This is a genomic window from Burkholderia sp. Se-20373 (assembly GCF_017104705.1).
GTDB lineage: Bacteria > Pseudomonadota > Gammaproteobacteria > Burkholderiales > Burkholderiaceae > Burkholderia.
The window spans coordinates 22,728-41,151 of record NZ_JAAGPH010000035.1 but is presented as its reverse complement, the minus strand read 5'-3'; the positions used below and the strand labels follow the sequence as shown (position 1 = coordinate 41,151).

Below are 18,424 nucleotides of genomic sequence, written 5' to 3'. Positions count from 1 at the left end.
CCGGCGCACCGGATTGCGAATGAACCAGGACGGGCGGCCGCCTGCGCCGCCCGCCCCGCTCTGCAACAACCGGCATCGGGCAACGACCCGATGTGCTGTGCTCCTCCTCTTGTCAGTTATCGCCCTGCTTCGTCGCGCGCCGCATCAACGCAGCTTCGCGACGTCCTGCTCGGTCACCTTCGCGGCCGGATTGCCGAACTGCCCGGTCAGGTAGTTCGTCAGCGCGGCGATCTGCGCATCCGACAGCTCGTGGCGGAACGCCGGCATCCCGACGTCCTCGCTGCCGGCCTTGCGCTGCACGCCGTTCAGGATCACCTGCACGAGGTTGGTCGGATTCGATGCGCCGACCGTCGTGTTGTGGAACAGCGGCGGGTAATAGCCGTCCGGCGTGCCCTTGCCCTGCATCTGGTGACAGGTCGCGCAGTTGCCGAGATAGAGCCGGGCCGGATCGATGCCCGACGACGCGAGCGCGACGCCGCGCAGCGTCAGGCCATCTTCGGCCGGCTTGCCCCACGACGCGCGTGACTGCTTCGCATCGCCGCTGGCGACGGCCGGCACCGTGCGAATGTACGTCGAGATCGCGCCGATGTCGGCTTCCGTCATCTTCGAGAAGCTGTGCTCGATCGCCTCGGCCATCGGGCCGGCCGCCTGCGCGAGACCCGGCACGCTGCCGGTGCGCAGGTACTGGACGAGCTGCTGCTGCGTCCAGCCGCCGATCCCCGCGTTGGCGTCGGACGTAATGTTGTAGCCGTCCCAGCCCGCGAGCACCGAGCCCGACAGGAAGCTGCCGCCCGTCTCGTCGAGCGACTTCTCCTGCATCGCGATGCCGCGCGGCGTGTGGCACGTGCTGCAGTGCGCGAGGCCCTGCACGAGATACGCGCCGCGGTTCCACTCGGCGCTCTGCGCCGGCTTCGGCTGGTATACACCGTCCTTCAGGAACAGCCAGTTCCAGATCTTCAGCGGCCAGCGCATGCTCAGCAACGCGGGGATCTCGTTCTTCGGCGGCGCCTGCTTGACCGGCTCGACGCCGTGCATGAAGTACGCGTACAGCGCCTGCACGTCGTCGTCGTTGATCTTCGCGTACGACACGTACGGCATCGCCGGATACAGGTTGTCGCCGTTCTTCGACACCCCGTGGCGCACCGCGCGCTCGAAGTCCTCGGCCGACCAGTTGCCGATGCCCGTGTCGGGATCGGGCGTGATGTTGCTCGTGTAGATCTTGCCGAGCATCGGGACCGGCATGCCGAGACCGCCCGCGAACGGCTTGCCGCCCTTCGCGGTGTGGCACGCCATGCAGTCGCCCGCGACCGCGAGATATTCGCCGCGCTTGACCAGCGCCGGATCGGCCGCATCGGCCGCGCGTACGAGACCCGGCAGCGCGAGGCAGCCGGCGAGGAGGAAGGTGAGAGTAGATTTCCGCACGGTCAGACTTCCTTCTTCAGCGTGTCCGACATCCGCAGCGCAAGCGCCGCGATCGTCAGCGTCACGTTCACCGTACCGACGGTCGGCATCGTCGAGCTGCTCGAGATGAACAGGTTCGGATGGTCGAACGTGCGGCAGTCCTTGTCGACGACCGAGTCGCGTGCATCCGCGCCCATGATCGTCGCGCCCGTGATGTGGTTGTTCGGCGCGAACTCGTCGTTGAAGACGACCTCGGTGCCGCCCAGCACCTTCGCGGCCGTCGCGTAGACCTCGCGCGTGTGCACGGCGCCGCGCTTCACGTAGTCGTCGATCGCATACGTGATCTCGGGGCGCGGGATGCCGACCGCGTCGGTGGCCGTCTTGCTCGGCACGATGCGGTTCTCGGGTTGCGGCAGGATTTCGTGGAAGCAGTCGAACTGCACGTAGCGCGCGGAGCGGTCGCGGATCTGCGCGTCGAGCTCCTCGGGCTTCATCAGCTTGCCGCTCTTGAAGATCTTCTGCGTTTCCTGGTTGATGCGCGACATGTTCGACAGGTGGATCTTCTTCGCGGCTTCGGTCGCGCGGAACGGGCCGTCGCGGAAACCGATCAGCGACGTCATCTCCTGCGGGCCGCGGCCCGGCCACAGCTTCTCGTTCGCGTAGAACGACACGCCGGTGCCCGGGTGGTCCATCAGGTTGCGGCCGACCATGTCCGAGCTGTTCGCGACACCGTTCGGGAAATCGCGGTTCGCGGACATCAGCAGGATCTTCGGCGTCTCGATGCCGTTCGCGGCGATCACGAAGTACTTGCCTTCGACGCGATGGTCGGCGCCCGTCTTGTCCTTGTAGACCGCGGCGGTGATGCGCTTGTCCGGCCCCGTCTCGAGCTTGTAGACGACCGCGCTGTCGATCAGCTTCGCGCCGGCCTGCTCGGCCTTCTCGACGTGCACGATGCCGTTGTACATCGCGCCGATCGGGCAGATCGGCATGCAGTTGTTGTTACCGCAACAAGTCGGCCGGCCGTCGTACGGGCGGCTGTTGCGCGCGACCGGCTCGGTCACCACGTGGAACTTCGGGTCATAGCCGTTGAGCGCGCTCTTGATCGTCTGCTCGTTGAACGACAACGGCAGCGGCGGCATCGGGTACGGCTGCTTGCGCGGCGAGTACAGGTCTTCCTCGGGGCCCGGGCCCCACACGCCGAGTTCCTCTTCGGCGCGCTGGTAGTAATGCTCGAGGTCGTCGTACTGGATCGGCCAGTCGCGGCCGACGCCGTACACCGTCTTCATCTTGAAGTCGTTCGGGATGAAGCGCCATGCCGACGCGGCCCAGTGCCACGTCGTGCCGCCCACCGCACGGATGTACTGCGAGTTGAACTTGTGCTCGCCCTTCAGGATCAGGTAGTCGTTCGGCGGGCCGTATTCAGGATGCGGCGCCCACGTGCTCGACGGGTACGGCGCCATGAAATCGGTCTTGTCGACCTGGTTGCGGAAGCGCTCGACGATTTCCCAGCGCGGCATGCGCGGGCCGGCTTCCAGCAGGATCACGGACTTGCCCGCCATCGCGAGCTGGTGTGCAACGATCGCGCCTGCGACACCCGATCCGACGACGACGACGTCGGCCTTTTGCGTATCGGTATCGGCCATCAGGCTTGCCTCTCGATCGGTTTTTCGGCCCAGAAGCCGGGTTTGTTGGGGCAATACGACGGGATCACGAGCGTATCGGATACGACGCTGAACATTAATGCTTCTTCGTAGGTAATCACGACGTTGTCGACGATGCCGAGATACCACGCTTCAAGAATCTTCAGCGCGAGTGCTTCCTGGTCGGGATTCAGCGAACCGGACGCGAGTGCGCCGGCGAGTTGCGACAGGCTGTCGGCCGTCTTGAACGAACCCTTCTGCAACGCCTGCAGGAAGCGCTGGCCGAGCACGCGGCTCAACCCCTTCTTGCCTGTCACTGCTTCGGAGAGCGTCATGAACGTATCGAGCGGCGCGGTGCCGGGATCGTCGGCCAGGGCCCGCAACGCCAGCGAGCCGGTGAGGCCCGCCGCCGTCAGCGCCAGTGCGCCCTGCAGCCATTGACGCCGTGTGATGCCTGTTACGGCTGCGTCGCCCGAGCGACGCGAGTGGGGAGTGTTGTCGTTGTGCATGTTTCCTTCTCTCGAACACCGGATTCGGGAAAACCACGCTTGATATTTCTCAAACATTGGCGCGGACCTGAAATGTACGCGCACAAATCGGATCGAACAATCTTTTTATAGTCCATTAAATGTTCCGCAATCCGAGACAATCGACATTTCGCTGCATTTTTGTGTCGTTGACGCGACAAATCTGCGGCACGCACCCCAGTGTCGCACGCTGACGACACACCATGCAGCGCGATGCGCGCGCAGGTCGGTCGGTTAGAATCGCGTGCAATCAAACAGAAAGCTTCCCTCCAAGGGCAACGAGCGATGAAGCAACGCGACAAACAGAACAAAGCAAAGCGAACCGACCACACCACCCGGCTGCTCTGGCGCATCGGCGCCGTCGCGGCGCTCGGCGGCGTCGCGGCGCTGTCGCTGCATGCGGGCGCGGCGCGCACGGTGAGCGTGTCGCCGCAAGGCACCGTCACCGAGGTCCGGCAGACGGTCGTCAAGTTCGACGAACCGATGATCGCGTTCGGCTCGGCCTCCGCGCCGAATCCCGCCCGCGTGACCTGCAACGATTCCACGGCGGCGCGCGGCCAGGGCCACTGGCTCGACGACAAGACCTGGGTTTACGATTTCGAAAACGACCTGCCGCCCGGCGTGCGCTGCTCGGTCGCGCTCAACGACACGTTGCGCTCGGTCGCCGGCAACGCGGCCAGCGGCCCGCGCCGCTTCACGTTCCAGACGGGCGGCCCGTTCCCGGTGAACGTCCGCCCCGGCTCGCGCGAGATCGAGGAACGGCAGATGTTCGTGCTGAAGCTGAACGGCCCGGCCGAACCGCGCTCGGCGCTCGCGAACATCTGGTGCGAAGCGGCCGGCATCGGCAACCGCATTCCCGTCACGGCCGCCGACGACGATGCGCGCAACGCGCTGCTCGAGCACTTCGGCCTGAAAAAGGATGCCGCGCGCGTGCTGACGCTGTCGTGCGCGCAGGCGCTGCCGGCGAGCGCGAAGATGCAGCTCGTGTACGGCAAGGGCGTCACGAGCCCGAGCGGGATCCCGAACGAAACGGAGCGTCGCTTCGACTTCACCGTGCGCGCACCGTTCGCCGCGAGCTTCTCGTGCGAACGCGAGAATGCGAAGGCGCCGTGCACGCCGCTGCGCCCGCTCACGCTGTCGTTCAACGCGCCGATCTCGCGCAAGCACGCCGAGGCGATCAAGCTGCGCGGCCCTGACGGAACGCTCGCGCCGACCTTCGCGGCCGACGACAAAAGCGAGGAAGTCACCACCGTCACGTTCAACCCGCCGCTGCCCGAACAGGCCGGCCTGACGATCGAACTGCCGTCGGGCCTGCGCGACGTGACCGACCGGCCGTTGTCGAACGCCGACCTGTTCCCGCTCGCGACGCGCACCGCGCCGATGCCGCCGCTCGCGAAATTCTCGTCGGGCACCTTCGGGATCGTCGAGCGCTTCGCCGAACCCGATTCGCCCGCGCTCGTGCCCGTCACGCTGCGCAACGTCGAGGCCGACCTGCATATCGACGGCCTCAACACCCAGGGTGCGCAGTTCTCGAACCTGAAGGTCGACGACGACACCGCGATCCGTCAGTGGATGCGCACCGTCGACCGCTTCGACAACTGGTCGATGACGGCCGGCTCGATCGACCGCCAGATTCCCGGCCTGCTCGAACGCAAGGGCCAGCATCCCGTGTACGTGCCGCGCGAAGCCGGCGAAAAGGCGCCCGCGCCGAAGGATCGCCGCATCGACGTGCGCTCGCTGACGCTGCTCAAGGGCCAGCCCGGCGTGCAGGCGCTGACGCTGCCGAAGGCGGACCCGAAGGCGCTGCGCCCGTTCGAGGTCGTCGGCGTGCCGATCGACAAGCCCGGCTTCTACGTGCTCGAACTCGCGTCGCCCGCGCTCGGCCGCTCGCTGCTCGCGAAGCCGTCGAGCATGTACGTGCGCACCACGGTGCTCGTCACCAACCTCGGCGTGCACCTGAAACAGGGCCGCGAAAACAACCTCGTATGGGTCACGACGCTCGACAAGGGCAAGCCCGTGCCGAACGCGCAGATCCGCGTATCGGACTGCAACGGCGACGAGATTGCGTCCGGCAAGACCGATGCGCAGGGCCTGCTGAAGATCGACGGCGCGTTCGAATCGAAGCGCGCCTGCAGTTCGTCCGACTCGGAGCAACGCTTCGACGACTACTTCGTGTCGGCCCGCGTGAACGATCCGAAGACGGGCCCCGACATGGCGTTCGTCAGCTCGGGCTGGAACCGCGGGATCGAATCGTGGCGCTTCAACGTGCCGACCGACACGGACAGCGCACGCACCGTGCGCGCGCATACGGTCTTCGACCGCACGCTGCTGCGCGCCGGCGAAACCGTGTCGATGAAGCATTTCATCCGTGCCGAGACGCTGCAGAGCCTCGCGTTCCCGTCGCAATACCCGACGCGCGTGACGATCCGCCATCTCGGCACGGGCCAGACCTACAAGCTGCCGCTCACGTGGGCCGCCGATCACAGCGCGGACACGCAGTTCACGCTGCCGGCTGCCGCGAAGCTCGGCGAATACAGCGTCGAGCTCGAAGGCGGCCCGGAAGACGCACCGACCGCCACCTATTACAGCGGCAGCTTCCGCGTCGAGGCGTTCCGCCTGCCGGTGCTGAAGGGGTCGATCGGCGCGCGCGACGCGCAGAAGAGCCCGCTCGTCGCCGTGAAGGAAGCGCCGCTCGCGGTACAGATCGACTACGTGTCGGGCGGCGGCGCATCGAACCTGCCGGTGCAGGTGTCCGCGCTGATGAAGTGGGCGTCGCCGCCGTTCGCGGATCGCTTCGACGATTTCAGCTTCACGCCGTATCGCGCCGACAAGAGCGACGGCAACGCCGACGACGATTCGCAGGACGGCGACAACGCGTCGGCATCGAACAACGATCCCGACGCGACGAAGCTGATCGCCGACAAGCTGCCGCTGACGCTCGACCGCAACGGTGCGGGCTCGGTCACGCTGAAGGGCCTGCCCGACGTCGACGCACCGAAGCGCATCGCGCTCGAAGCGACGTTCGCCGACCCGAACGGCGAAGTGCAGACGATTCGCGGCGACACGATCCTGTGGCCGGCTGCCGTCGTGGCCGGCATCAAGGCGGGCCGCTGGGTATCGGTCGGCCAGCGCGTGCCCGTGCAGGCACTGGCGGTCGACCTGCAAGGCAAGCCGCGCGCGTCCGTGCCGATCGAGATCAAGGGCATCGCGCGCATCACGACGTCGTCGCGCAAGCGGATGGTCGGCGGCTTCTATGCGTACGACAACAAGAGCGACACGCGCGACCTCGGCGTGCTGTGCTCGGGCAAGACCGACGACAAGGGTCGCATGGCCTGCGACGCGACGCTCGAGCAGGCCGGCAACGTGCAGCTGATCGCGGTCGCCAAGGACGGCGACGGCCGCGCGTCGAACGCGTCGACGTCGGTGTGGGTCACGCGCGAGGACGAGCTCTGGTTCGGCGGCGACAACACCGACCGGATCGACGTGATCCCCGAGAAAACCGCGTACGAACCGGGCGAAACCGCCCGCTTCCAGGTGCGCATGCCGTTCCGCTACGCGACCGCGCTAGTCGCGGTCGAACGCGGCGGCGTGATGGAAACGCACATCGTCGAGCTGAACGGCAAGAATCCGACGGTCGACCTGAAAGTCGACGAATCGTGGGGGCCGAACGTCTACGTGTCGGTGCTCGCGCTGCGCGGCCGGATTCGCGAGGTGCCGTGGTACTCGTTCTTCACGTGGGGCTGGAAGGCGCCGGTCGAATGGGCGCGCGCGTTCTGGCGCGAAGGCCGTCACTATGAAGCGCCGACCGCGTTCGTCGACCTGTCGAAACCCGCGTTCCGCTATGGTCTCGGCGAAATCAAGGTCGGCACGGGCGTGCACCGTCTCGGCGTGACCGTGACGACGGACGCGACGCGCTACACGGTGCGCAGCAAGGCGCAGGCGCACGTGAAGGTCACACTGCCCAACGGCCAGCCCGCACCGGCCGGCACGCAGATCGCGGTCGCGGCCGTCGATGAGGCGCTGCTCGAACTGATGCCGAACAACAGCTGGGACCTGCTCGACGCGATGCTGCGGCGACGCGCGTACGGCGTCGAGACATCCACGGCACAGATGGAAATCGTCGGCCGCCGCCACTTCGGCCGCAAGGCCGTGCCGGCGGGCGGCGGTGGCGGCAGCGCGCCGACGCGCGAGCTGTTCGACACGTTGCTGCTGTGGAATCCGCGCGTGACGCTGGATGCGAACGGCAGCGCGACCGTCGAGGTGCCGCTGAACGACGCGCTCACGCGCTTCCGGATCGTCGCGATCGCGGCGGTCGGCCCCGACCGCTTCGGCACCGGCAGCACGTCGATCCGCAGCACGCAGGATCTGCAGCTGATCTCCGGCCTGCCGCCGCTCGTGCGCGAAGGCGACGCGTTCCGCGCGCAGGTCACGCTGCGCAACACGACCGACCGCGCGATGCAGGTCGTCGTGACGCCGCGCGTGACGGGCCTCGAAGTCGCGCCGCAGACGGTCTCGCTCGCGGCCAACACGGCCGCCGAGGTCGCGTGGACGATCACCGTGCCCGAGCAGGCGCTCGACGCGGCCGGTGCGCTGAACTGGCGCATCGAAGCGGCCGAGCAAGGCGGCAAGCGCGCGGCCGACGCGCTGGCGGTCGCGCAGAAGGTCGTGCCCGCGCTCCCGGTCACGGTTCAGCAGGCGACGCTCGCGCAAGTCGACGGCACGCTGACGGTGCCGATCGCCTCCCCGGCCGGCGCCGCGAACAACGCGCAAGGCCTGCCACGCGGCGGCATCGCCGTGTCGCTGCAGTCGAAGCTCGCCGACGGGCTGCCCGGCGTGAAACGCTGGTTCGAGCGCTATCCGTACCGCTGCCTCGAACAGCAGACGTCGCGCGCGATCGGCCTGCGCGACCCCGCGCAATGGCAGGCGCTGATCGCACGCATGCCCGTCTATCTCGACAGCGAAGGGCTCGCAAGCTACTTCCCGCCGTCGTCCGACGATTCGCACGCCGGAAGCGCGACGCTGTCGTCGTACCTGCTCGTGGTGTCCGACGAGGCAAGCCGTCTCGACCCGCGCTTCGCGCTGCCTGAAGACCTGCGTACGCAGCTCGAGGCCGGGCTCGTGCGCTTCGTCGACGGCCGCCTCGAGCGCAACGCGTGGGCGCCGCGCCAGGACCGCGACCTGCGCAAGCTGGCCGCGATCGAGGCGCTGTCGCGCTACGGCGCCGCGCAGGGCCGCATGCTCGGCTCGATCGAGATCGCGCCGAACCAGTGGCCGACTTCCGCGGTGATCGACTATCACGCGATCCTGACGCGCGTGAAGGACATCCCGCAACGCGACGAGAAACGCGCGCAGGTCGAACAGATCCTCCGGGCACGCCTCACGTATCAGGGCACGCAGCTCGTCTTCTCGACCGCCCGCGACGACGACCTGTGGTGGCTGATGACCAGCAACGAGACCAACGCGGCACGTCTCGCGCTGGAATTCGCGGGCGACCCGGCGTGGAAGGACGAGATGCCGCGCGTGACGGCCGGCCTGCTCGCGCTGCAACGCCAGGGCGCATGGCAGACCACGACGTCGAATGCGCTCGGCCTGCTCGCGGTCGAGCGCTTCTCGCGCACATACGAGAGCACGCCGGTCACCGGCGCGACGAAGGTCGCGCTCGGCGGCGACGCGCGCACGATCTCGTGGTCGCAAGGAGCGGCACCGGCGGCCGCCGACCCGCAGGCGCCGGCGTCGGCAACCCCGGCCACCCGCGCCGCCGCGGCCCGCAGCGTGATGCTGCCGTGGCCGCGCGCGTCGCAGGCGCCGGCCACGCTGTCGGTCACGCAGGACGGCACGGGCCGCCCGTGGGCCACGATCGAGAGCCTCGCGGCGGTACCGTTGCGTTCGCCGTTCGCGGCCGGCTACCGGATCACGAAGACCGTCACGCCCGTATCACCCGCCGTCAAGGGCGTGCTGACGCGCGGCGACGTCGTGCGCGTGCATCTCGACGTCGATGCGCAGAGCGACATGACGTGGGTCGTCGTCAACGATCCGGTGCCGGCCGGTTCGACGATCCTCGGTTCGGGCCTCGGCCGCGACTCCGAAGCGGCGACGCAGGGCGAGAAGACGCCGGACGGTGCGTGGCCGGCGTTCATCGAGCGCGATTTCGACGGCTACCGCGCGTACTACGACTATCTGCCGAAGGGCAAATTCTCGGTCGAGTACACGGTGCGGCTGAACAACGTCGGCACGTTCGGGCTGCCGCCGACGCGTGTCGAGGCGCTGTATGCGCCGTCCGTGTACGGCCTGTGGCCGAACCCGCCGATGACCGTGAAACCGGCCGAAGCGGGCAAGTAACGAGCAAGCGATGATCGATCAGGGTTTGCCGCGGCCGGCGCGTTTCGCCGGCCGCGTATTCGTCGCCATCGTGCTGGCCGCACCGCTCGTCGCGCATGCGCTGCCGAGCTACGACGACGTGCGTCGCAACTGGCGCAGCTCCGACTGGGTGCTGCTCGCGCGCGACGGCACGCCGCTGCAGCGCACGCGCGTCGACCTCACCGAACGGCGCGGCGACTGGGTGTCGCTCGCCGACGTGTCGCCCGCGTTTCGCGAGGCGATCGTCGTGTCCGAAGACAAGCGCTTTTATGAGCACAGCGGCGTCGACTGGCGCGGCATCGCCGGCGCCGCGTGGGGCAATCTGTGGAACGAGCGCACGCGCGGCGCATCGACCGTCACGATGCAGCTCGCCGGGCTGCTCAGCGATTCGCCGCGCCGCTCGGGCCAGCGCTCGCTGCCGCAGAAGGCGTCGCAGGCGGTCAACGCGCTGCTGCTCGAACGCGGCTGGCGCAAGGACCAGGTGCTCGAGGCATACCTGAACCTCGTGCCGTTCCGCGGCGAGACGATCGGCCTTGCCGCGCTGTCGCAGGTACTGTTCGGCAAGGCACCGTCGGGCCTCGATGCACGCGAAGCCGCGATCGCGGCCGCGCTCGTGCGCGCGCCCAACGCAACACCCGCAAAAGTCGCCGAGCGCGCATGCCGGATCCTGCACGACATGCATGCCGAGCAGGCCTGCGCGTCGCTCGACGGCTACGTACAGCTCGTCATCGCGCGCCCGGCCAGTGCCGCGCGCGACGACGGCGCCGCCCTCGCCCCGCACTTCGCGCGACGCATCGCGGCCGAGGCCCGGCCAACGGCCGGCGCGCAGATCCGCACGACCCTCGATGCGCCGCTGCAGCGCTTCGCGCGCGACACGCTGGTGCGCGCGCTGACCGAACTCAACGCGCCCGCGCACCGGCGCAACGTGCAGGACGGCGCGGTCGTCGTGATCGACAACGCGACCGGCGAGATTCGCGCGTGGGTCGGCTCGTCCGGCGCGCTGTCGGGCGCGCGCGACGTCGATGCCGTGCTCGCGCCGCGCCAGGCCGGCTCGACGCTCAAGCCGTTCCTGTATGCGCAGGCGATCGACGAGAAACGGCTGACGGCCGCGTCGCTGCTCGACGATGCGCCGATCAACCTCGCCGCCGGGGGCGGCCTGTACATTCCGCAGAACTACGACAAGGATTTCAAGGGCTGGGTGAGCGTGCGCAGCGCGCTCGGCGGCTCGCTGAACGTGCCGGCCGTGCGCACGCTCGTGCTCGTCACGCCGCACCGCTTCGCGCGCACGCTGACCGCGCTCGGCCTGCCGCTCGCGCAGGAAGGCGATTACTACGGCTTCAGTCTCGCGCTCGGCAGCGCGGACGTCACGCTGCTGTCGCTGACCAACGCGTACCGCGCGCTCGCGAACGGCGGCGTGGCCCGCAAGGTCATCGACGTGCCGGCTCCGGCGTCCGGTGCAGCAGGCGCATCGGCCGCGTCACCCGCCCGCGCAGCCGACGGCACGCGCGTGTTCAGCGACGCGGCCAGCTTCGTCGTGACCGACATCCTCTCCGACAACAACGCGCGCGTACGTACGTTCGGCTTCGACAATCCGCTCGCGACGCGCTTCTTCTCGGCGGTCAAGACCGGCACCAGCAAGGACATGCGCGACAACTGGACCGTCGGCTTCACGTCGCGCTATACGGTCGGCGTGTGGGTCGGCAATGCGGACGGCTCGCCGATGTGGGACGTGTCGGGCGTCACGGGCGCGTCGCCCGTGTGGTCGGCCGTCGTGGGCTACCTGCACCGGGACCAGCCGAGCCGTGCGCCGCGCGCGCCGGCCGGCGTCGAGACGCGCCGCATCACGTTCGAACGCGATATCGAACCGTCGCGCAACGAGTGGTTCATCGCGGGAACGGCGGTCGACACGATCCGGCTCGCCGCCCCCGTCACGCCGGGCAAGGACGGCGCGCGCGCGCCGCTGACGATCGGCACGCCGACCGACGGCACGATCTTCGCGATCGATCCGGACATTCCGCCGAAGAACCAGCGGATCTGGTTCGAACGCTCGGCCGGGCGCGCGACGAGGTTCGCGTGGCGGCTCGACGACAAGGTGATCGGGCATGCCGATCGCATCGCGTGGATGCCGTGGCCGGGCCGGCACCGGCTCGAACTCGTCGACGCGCGTGGCAACGTGGCCGATACGATCAGCTTCGAAGTGCGCGGCGCGTTCGCGAAGGCGGCGGCGCGGAAGCCCTGAGTGGGTGAATGCGTGAGCCGGGGTTGCCTGTTGCTCGCCTACGTGATGGCGCCGGCACGCTCACCGCACGACTGACGCCCGCCGCCGGCACAACGGCCCGGCGCACGACTTGCTCGACGGCAGCATGCCAAACGGCCAGGCAGCGCCCCGATTCGGGACCTAGAATAGGAACGGCGCCGCATTTTCGGCGCTCACCGGTTGCCCCACTCTCCTCAAGGCCCGCGACCATGAACATTCACCCCGGCCGTTTCATCCGCCCCGCGCTGGGCGCCCTTTGCGTCGCCACCCTCGCGACGCTTCAGGCGTGCAACGGCGATGCCTGCTTCGGCGTCGATGCCTGCTTCAACAACAACACGCAGACGGTCGCGCTTTCCGGCACGGCCGCGACGGGCGGCGCACTCGCCAGCGCGCAGGTAACGGTCAGTTGCGCGGCAGGGTCGGCGACGACGCTGACGGACGGCGGCGGCAACTACAACGTGACGGTCAATGCCGCGCTGCCGTGCGTGATCACCGTGACGTCCGGCGGCACGAGCCTGCATTCGCTCGCATACGCGGGCGGCACGTTCAACACGACACCCGAGACCGAGCTGATGCTGGTCTATCTCGCCGCCCAGCTCGGCACGAACACGGCGACGTTGATCGGCAATTTCCAGGGGAATTCGCGCTACCAGCAGGCGATGAACAGCGCGAACACCGTGCAGGCCGCGCAATCGGCCGTGGTGACGAACCTGCAGCAGCGCTATTCGGTGGCGTTCGCGGCGCCGGCGTTCCTGACCACATCGTTCACGGTCGGGCAACCGGGTGTCGACAGCGATCTCGCCGCTCTCGCGAAAGCCGGTGCAATCGACTCGAACGGGATGCCGGATCCGGCGGCCGTATCGCTGCTGACGCAGGCCGGCGCGGCGCATCCGCTATAAGCGGCCGGTGGCGGGAAGAAGATCGCCCGGTATCGGGTATCGGCCGTCAGGTGCGCGCTTCCGGCTCGCCGTCGGCAAGCAGCGCCCACCGTTCGTGGTCGCGCCATTCGCCGCCGATGCGCAGATAGCGCGGCGAAAACCCCTCTTTCGTGAAACCGAGCCGCCGGACCAGCGCAATCGACGCGTGGTTGCCGGGCTGGATGTTCGCTTCGAGCCGATGCAGCCCGAGTTCGCCGAACGCGATGCCGATCGCCGCGCGCAGGGCTTCGGTCATCAGTCCCGTACGGCTGAATTCCACCATCCCGTAGTACCCGAGATATGCGCTCTGGAACACGCCGCCGACGATCTCGTTGAGGTTCACCACGCCGACTACCGCCCCGGACGTGCGTTCGCGCGCGACGAGGCCGACGTTCGGCCCCGTCAGGCAGCGGCCGAACCACTGGTCGAAACCCGCCTGGTCGGTGAACGAATCGACCCACGGAAGATGGTGGCTCCGGCTCGCGCAACTGGCGGCGATCAGGTCGGCGGCGTCGGTTCGGGCGACGCGGTTCAGCAGGATCGGGCTCACGGCCTGGTCGACAGGCGGCACTTACACGGCCTCCCCGCGCCCGCACACGACGGGCGCGGCCTGGGCCTGCTGCTGCGACAGGTACCGCAACAGCTTGGTGACCATCCACACGACGATGCACGACAGCACGACGAAGAACACCGCGAGCGGCGTCAGCACGTGAATCGACACGAAGCCGGCCAGCCCCATCATCGCGGACGACACCAGCAGCAGCGCGCATCCGAGGATCGCGCTCGTCAGGCCGGCGATATGCGGAAACAGCGAATTGCCCTTGGCCATCAGCGTCGGATACATCGCGCCCGCGCAGAAGCCCATCACGAGCACGGGCGTCGCGAGCGTCCATACGCGCAGCCCGACGGTCAGCGCCAGCACCAGCATCGCGACCGACGCGCCTGCCATCACGCGCGCGCCGATGCGCAGCCGTTGCTCGGCGCTCGGCAGCCCAGGCCGGTGAATCCGGTTCGACAGGCCGCCGAGGAAATACATGAGCCCGATCCCGAGCGCGAGATAGCCGAAGAAGGTCGGCGGCTTGTGCAGCGTGGTCTGCACCATGAACGGCCCGACGATGTTGAATACGAGCAGGATGCTGTAGCACAGCCCCTGTGCGAGGAAGCAGCTCTGGAACACCGGGCTCGCCAGCACCTTGCCCGCATTCGTCATCAGCGTGCGCGGCTCGAGATGCACCGGTTTCGGCAAGGTTTCGCGGTATCGCCACAGCAGCGCCCACATCACCAGCGAGTACACGAGCAGGAACACGAGGCACGCGCGCCAGCCGAACCATTCCTGCAGGTGCGCGCCAATCACCGGTGCGACGATCGGCGCGAGCCCCCACGCGATCGACATGTACGTAAACGCGTGCATCAGCGCCTGGCCGGAGAACGAATCGGTGATGATCGCCTTCGCGAGCAGGTTGGTGGTCGCGATCCCGAAGCCCTGCAGGCAGCGCGCGAGCACGAACGTCTCCAGGTTCTGCGCGCCGAGCGACAGCAGGCAGCCGATCGTATAGATCACGAGCCCGAACGCGAGCACGCGTTTGCGCCCGTAGGCATCGGCGACCGGCCCGAAAATCAGCTGGCCGAGCGCGTAGGCCGCCATATAGCCGGACACGCTCGACTGGATCGCCTGCGGCGTGGTGGCGAACGAACGTGCCATGTCGGGCAGCGCGGGCACGTAGATGTCGATCGCGAGCTGGCCGGCGGACGCGAACAGGCAGATCAGGAACAGCAGGAAACGCGGCGAATTCGACTCGCGCGCGGGAGTGAGCGTGGCGTTCATGACGACGGGGAAGGAGGTCGGACAGCAGCGGCGCAGCCGTGCGATGTTCGAATGACGAACACGCGTGCGCCGTGGCGAATCCCGTATTGTGCCCGTTGTCGCGCCGCGCAGCCGGATTCCCCTGGCGTGGACGAGGTTGAATGCCGATTGCGGCATGCGCGGAAATCCGCTAACGGCGCGGTAGTGCTCGCCGCGAGAGCATCGCGGTGGGTGGCAACCCGGGCCGGCCCGGCGTCCCGGCCCCACGCGGGCCGCACATGCGTGTATGGCGCATTTCGCCCCGCTGCGCTGTCGACACCGCCGGCACGCGCCGGCGGTGTTTCATTGCAGAACGTCGATCAGTCCCGCATCCCGTCAATACTGCGCCTGATCCGTCGGATTCCTGAACAGCTGCCTCATTTCCGCCGACAGCGGATAGTCGAGGCTCACGCCTTTGGGCGGAATCGGCTGCGTGAACCACTGGTTGTACAGCTTCTCGGCCGCGCCCGACGTCTGCATCTTCGCGATCACGCCGTCGACCACGTGCTTGAACGCCGGATCGTCCCTGCGCATCATGCACGCGTAGTTCTCGTGGACGAGCGGCGTGCCCGTCACCGTGTACGCACCCGGGTTGCGGTCCTTCGCGATCTCGCCGTACAGCAGCGGCTCGTCCATCACGAACGCCACCGCGCGCCCGGTCGTGACGTTCATGAACGCTTCGGCATGATCCTTCGCGCTGATGATCGTCATGTTCATCGCCTTCTCTTCGTTGAGCTTGCGCAGCAGGCGCTCGTCCGACGTGCCGGCCGTCGTCGCGACCGTCCTGCCGGCCAGGTCCGCGAAGTCCTTCACGCCGGAATCCTTGCGCGTGCTGAAGCGGATGCCATAAAGAAAGATACTGTTCGAGAACGCGGCCTGCTTCTGCCGTTCGAGCGTGTTCGTCGTCGATCCGCATTCGAAATCGATCGTCCCGTTCTGCAACAGCGGAATCCGGTTCTGCGACGTGATCGGGATTTCTTTCACGGCGAGATTCGGCGCGTTCAGTTCCGCCTTCAACTGATCGATGATGCGCGACGCGATGTCCCGCGAATAGCCGATGTTCTTCTGCTGGTTGTCCGAATACGAGAACGGCACCGACGATTCGCGAATGCCCAGCGACACGACGCCCGTGTCCTTGATCTTCTTCAGCGTGCCGGTGAGGGCCTGCGCGTGCGCGGCGCCCGCCAGCGCACAGGACAGCGCGACGGCCAGCCAGCGTAAGCGGCGATCCATGCTTTTCTCCTGACGAAACGTTGGTCGAATCGCGATCGTACGCCCGACAAAATTCGCGTCGCATCAGGGAAAGCGTAATCAACCTTCCAGCGCGGCCGGGCCGTGAAAGATGTTTTCCGTACCGCGCAAACGCGCCCGCGCCGCACGTGTCGCCCGACCGGCCGCGCACGGACTCGCCCCACCTTCTGTGCCACGCGTTCCAAACACGCGTTCATGCTGCAGAGCAGCAACGTAATCGTTTGCGCCCGCCCCGGTTTTTCTCGTGAAACGCACTCAAGAAGCCGCCGCGCAGGCCGTTACCCAGTGCATGGCGCGTCGCAGCAACCTGGCTGCAACCGTCAGACAAAAAAGACAAGGTCCGGGTCAGCCGGACCAGCGCCACCGCCGGCACGACGGTTATCTACGAGGATCGAGTTTCAACATGAGAACCAAGCGTTTCAATCTTGCGCTGGCGCGCTCCGCACATGCGCGCATGCTCGCCGGCATGCTGTCCGCCGCCGCCCTCCTGCCCCTCGCCGGTTGCGGCGGCGGAGGCGGCGGCGACGGCAGCAACCCGTCTTCTTCCAACGCAGCGCCTGCCCCCGCGCCGTCACCCGCGCCCTCCAATCCCACGGCCCCGCCCGCGTCTTCCGGCAGCAATGCGTGCACGACGCAGCAAGCCGCCGTGCAGATGGCCGCGCAGACCGCGCCGACCGAACCGCCGATCGATCACCTGATCGTCAAGCTGAAGACGCTGACGGCCACGCGTGCGATGGCCGCCATCGACAACGGGACGCGGCTCGACGCGGTGATCCAGCGCTCGCTGACGCGCTGGACGGCGCCGGTCGCCGGCAGCGCACGTGCGTATGCGAGCACGGTCGGGCAAACGCCGGTGAACGTACAGGTCGAACGGACGATCTCGAACGGCGCGAGCGTGCTGTCGCTCGGCCAGCGCATGGCCGCCACCGATGCCGCCGCGCTCGCGCAGGCATTCGCAGCCGATTCGGACGTCGACTACGCGGAACCGGATCATCCGATGCAGATCCGCGACACGCCGAGCGACCCGCTCTACAGCCAGCAGTGGTACCTGTCCGACCCGACCGCCGGGATCGACCTGCCGCCCGCATGGAGCGCGACCAAGGGTTCGCCGACCGTCGTCACGGCGGTGCTCGACACGGGCTACCGGCCGCACGCCGACCTCGTCGGCAACCTGCTGTCCGGCTACAGCTTCATCAGCAACGTCAACACCAGCAACAACGGCCTGACCCGCAGCCCTGACGCAACCGACCCGGGTGACTGGGTCACGCAGCAGGAGCTCGACAACGTCAACGGTCCGTACTATCACTGCGCGAGCCAGCCGAGCGACAGCAGCTGGCACGGCACCCGCGTGATGGGCGTGATCGGCGCGACCGCCAACAACGGCACCGGCATCGCCGGCGTGTCGTGGCTCGGCCAGATCCTGCCGGTGCGCGTGCTCGGCAAGTGCGGCGGCACGACGAGCGACATCGCCGACGGGATGCGCTGGGCCGCCGGCATCGCGGTGAACGGCGTGCCGAACAACCCGCGCCCCGCGAAGGTCATCAACCTGAGCCTCGGTGGTATCGGCGCGTGCAGCACGACGTTCCAGCAGGCCATCGACGACGTGACCGCGAAGGGCGTGACCGTCATCGTCGCCGCCGGCAACGACGGCCTGTCGACCGGGCTCGACCAGCCCGCGAACTGCCGCGGCGTGATCAGCGTCGGCGCCACCGACGCGACCGGCCGCCGCGCGTCGTTCAGCAATTTCGGCCCCGATGTCTCGCTGAGCGCACCGGGCGTCAATATCCTGTCGACGTCGAATACCGGCACGACGACCCCGGGCTCGGACACCTACGGCCTCGCGAACGGCACCAGCCTCGCCACGCCGCAAGTGACGGGGGTTGCCGCGCTGATGTTGTCGGTAAACGGCAACCTCACGCCCGCGCAAATCCAGCAGAAGCTGCAGGGCGGCACGCGCACGACCAAGCTCGCGGCCGGCACGTCGTGCACCGCGATGCCGGCAGGCTCGGGCATCCTCGATGCAGGGGCCGCCGTCGCATCGGCCCACTGATACGTCCCCCGCTGCCTGGACCCGGCCGCGCGCATGCCGATATTGCATGCGCGCGGCCGTTTCATTGGCGTCGATCCGACCGCGCGCCGCGCACCCATCACCCCGATTACGTTTCTCGAAATAACGACTGACAAAAGGGTTGACGCTTCGCACAGCGACCCATTACCATCGCTCCCGTCTA

At 68.0% G+C, this 18,424-nt stretch carries 10 protein-coding genes; 4 read left to right on the top strand and 6 right to left on the bottom strand.

Going from position 1 to position 18,424, the window contains the following annotated elements; all coding sequences use genetic code 11:
* Positions 1–144 precede the first annotated feature (144 nt).
* From G3N96_RS14515 to G3N96_RS14505, 3 genes are read right to left on the bottom strand one after another with little or no spacing between them, the layout of a single operon-like run.
* A complete protein-coding gene (locus tag G3N96_RS14515) occupies positions 145–1,422 on the bottom strand; it encodes a cytochrome c (protein WP_206137622.1) in 1,278 nt (425 codons plus the stop codon).
* A gap of 2 nt (positions 1,423–1,424) precedes the next feature.
* Positions 1,425–3,044, bottom strand: a complete 1,620-nt coding sequence (locus G3N96_RS14510) for a GMC family oxidoreductase (protein WP_124577265.1) — start codon at positions 3,042–3,044, stop codon at positions 1,425–1,427.
* Positions 3,044–3,550 (bottom strand): sugar dehydrogenase complex small subunit, encoded by a 507-nt coding sequence (locus G3N96_RS14505; protein ID WP_089442267.1) that lies wholly within the window; start codon positions 3,548–3,550, stop codon positions 3,044–3,046. The genes G3N96_RS14510 and G3N96_RS14505 overlap by 1 nt, the downstream gene beginning before the upstream one ends.
* A gap of 303 nt (positions 3,551–3,853) precedes the next feature.
* Here G3N96_RS14505 and G3N96_RS14500 point away from each other — a divergent pair, with 303 nt between their 5' ends.
* From G3N96_RS14500 to G3N96_RS14490, 3 genes are all read left to right on the top strand, one after another.
* A complete protein-coding gene (locus G3N96_RS14500) occupies positions 3,854–9,907 on the top strand; it encodes an MG2 domain-containing protein (protein ID WP_206137621.1) in 6,054 nt (2,017 codons plus the stop codon).
* Between the two features lie 10 nt (positions 9,908–9,917).
* Positions 9,918–12,164 carry a penicillin-binding protein 1C gene (gene pbpC, locus G3N96_RS14495; protein ID WP_206137620.1) on the top strand — a complete coding sequence of 749 codons (2,247 nt, stop codon included), beginning with the start codon at positions 9,918–9,920 and terminating at the stop codon, positions 12,162–12,164.
* 227 nt (positions 12,165–12,391) lie between these two features.
* Positions 12,392–13,081, top strand: a complete 690-nt coding sequence (locus G3N96_RS14490; RefSeq protein WP_206137619.1) for a hypothetical protein — start codon at positions 12,392–12,394, stop codon at positions 13,079–13,081.
* Between the two features lie 46 nt (positions 13,082–13,127).
* Here G3N96_RS14490 and G3N96_RS14485 read toward each other — a convergent pair whose 3' ends face one another.
* The 3 genes from G3N96_RS14485 to G3N96_RS14475 all read right to left on the bottom strand — a co-directional run bounded on the left by G3N96_RS14485 (position 13,128) and on the right by G3N96_RS14475 (position 16,175).
* Positions 13,128–13,649, bottom strand: coding sequence for a GNAT family protein (locus G3N96_RS14485; protein ID WP_124577412.1), 522 nt, complete (start codon positions 13,647–13,649; stop codon positions 13,128–13,130).
* 21 nt (positions 13,650–13,670) lie between these two features.
* Positions 13,671–14,924 (bottom strand): multidrug effflux MFS transporter, encoded by a 1,254-nt coding sequence (locus G3N96_RS14480; RefSeq protein WP_124577273.1) that lies wholly within the window; start codon positions 14,922–14,924, stop codon positions 13,671–13,673.
* Between the two features lie 354 nt (positions 14,925–15,278).
* Positions 15,279–16,175 carry a glutamate/aspartate ABC transporter substrate-binding protein gene (locus G3N96_RS14475; protein WP_206137618.1) on the bottom strand — a complete coding sequence of 299 codons (897 nt, stop codon included), beginning with the start codon at positions 16,173–16,175 and terminating at the stop codon, positions 15,279–15,281.
* A 421-nt stretch (positions 16,176–16,596) separates the two neighbouring features.
* Here G3N96_RS14475 and G3N96_RS14470 point away from each other — a divergent pair, with 421 nt between their 5' ends.
* Complete coding sequence (locus tag G3N96_RS14470) at positions 16,597–18,243, top strand: S8 family peptidase (RefSeq protein WP_206137617.1); 1,647 nt, start codon at positions 16,597–16,599, stop codon at positions 18,241–18,243.
* Positions 18,244–18,424: the final 181 nt, after the last annotated feature.

Excerpts from the sequence above, each read along its gene's own strand:
- G3N96_RS14510 (WP_124577265.1), bottom strand. The coding sequence starts at position 3,044 with ATGGCCGATACCGATACGCAAAAGGCCGACGTCGTCGTCGTCGGATCG.
- G3N96_RS14505 (WP_089442267.1), bottom strand. The coding sequence starts at position 3,550 with ATGCACAACGACAACACTCCCCACTCGCGTCGCTCGGGCGACGCAGCC.
- G3N96_RS14500 (WP_206137621.1), top strand. The coding sequence starts at position 3,854 with ATGAAGCAACGCGACAAACAGAACAAAGCAAAGCGAACCGACCACACC.
- pbpC (WP_206137620.1), top strand. The coding sequence starts at position 9,918 with ATGATCGATCAGGGTTTGCCGCGGCCGGCGCGTTTCGCCGGCCGCGTA.
- G3N96_RS14490 (WP_206137619.1), top strand. The coding sequence starts at position 12,392 with ATGAACATTCACCCCGGCCGTTTCATCCGCCCCGCGCTGGGCGCCCTT.
- G3N96_RS14480 (WP_124577273.1), bottom strand. The coding sequence starts at position 14,924 with ATGAACGCCACGCTCACTCCCGCGCGCGAGTCGAATTCGCCGCGTTTC.
- G3N96_RS14475 (WP_206137618.1), bottom strand. The coding sequence starts at position 16,175 with ATGGATCGCCGCTTACGCTGGCTGGCCGTCGCGCTGTCCTGTGCGCTG.
- G3N96_RS14470 (WP_206137617.1), top strand. The coding sequence starts at position 16,597 with ATGAGAACCAAGCGTTTCAATCTTGCGCTGGCGCGCTCCGCACATGCG.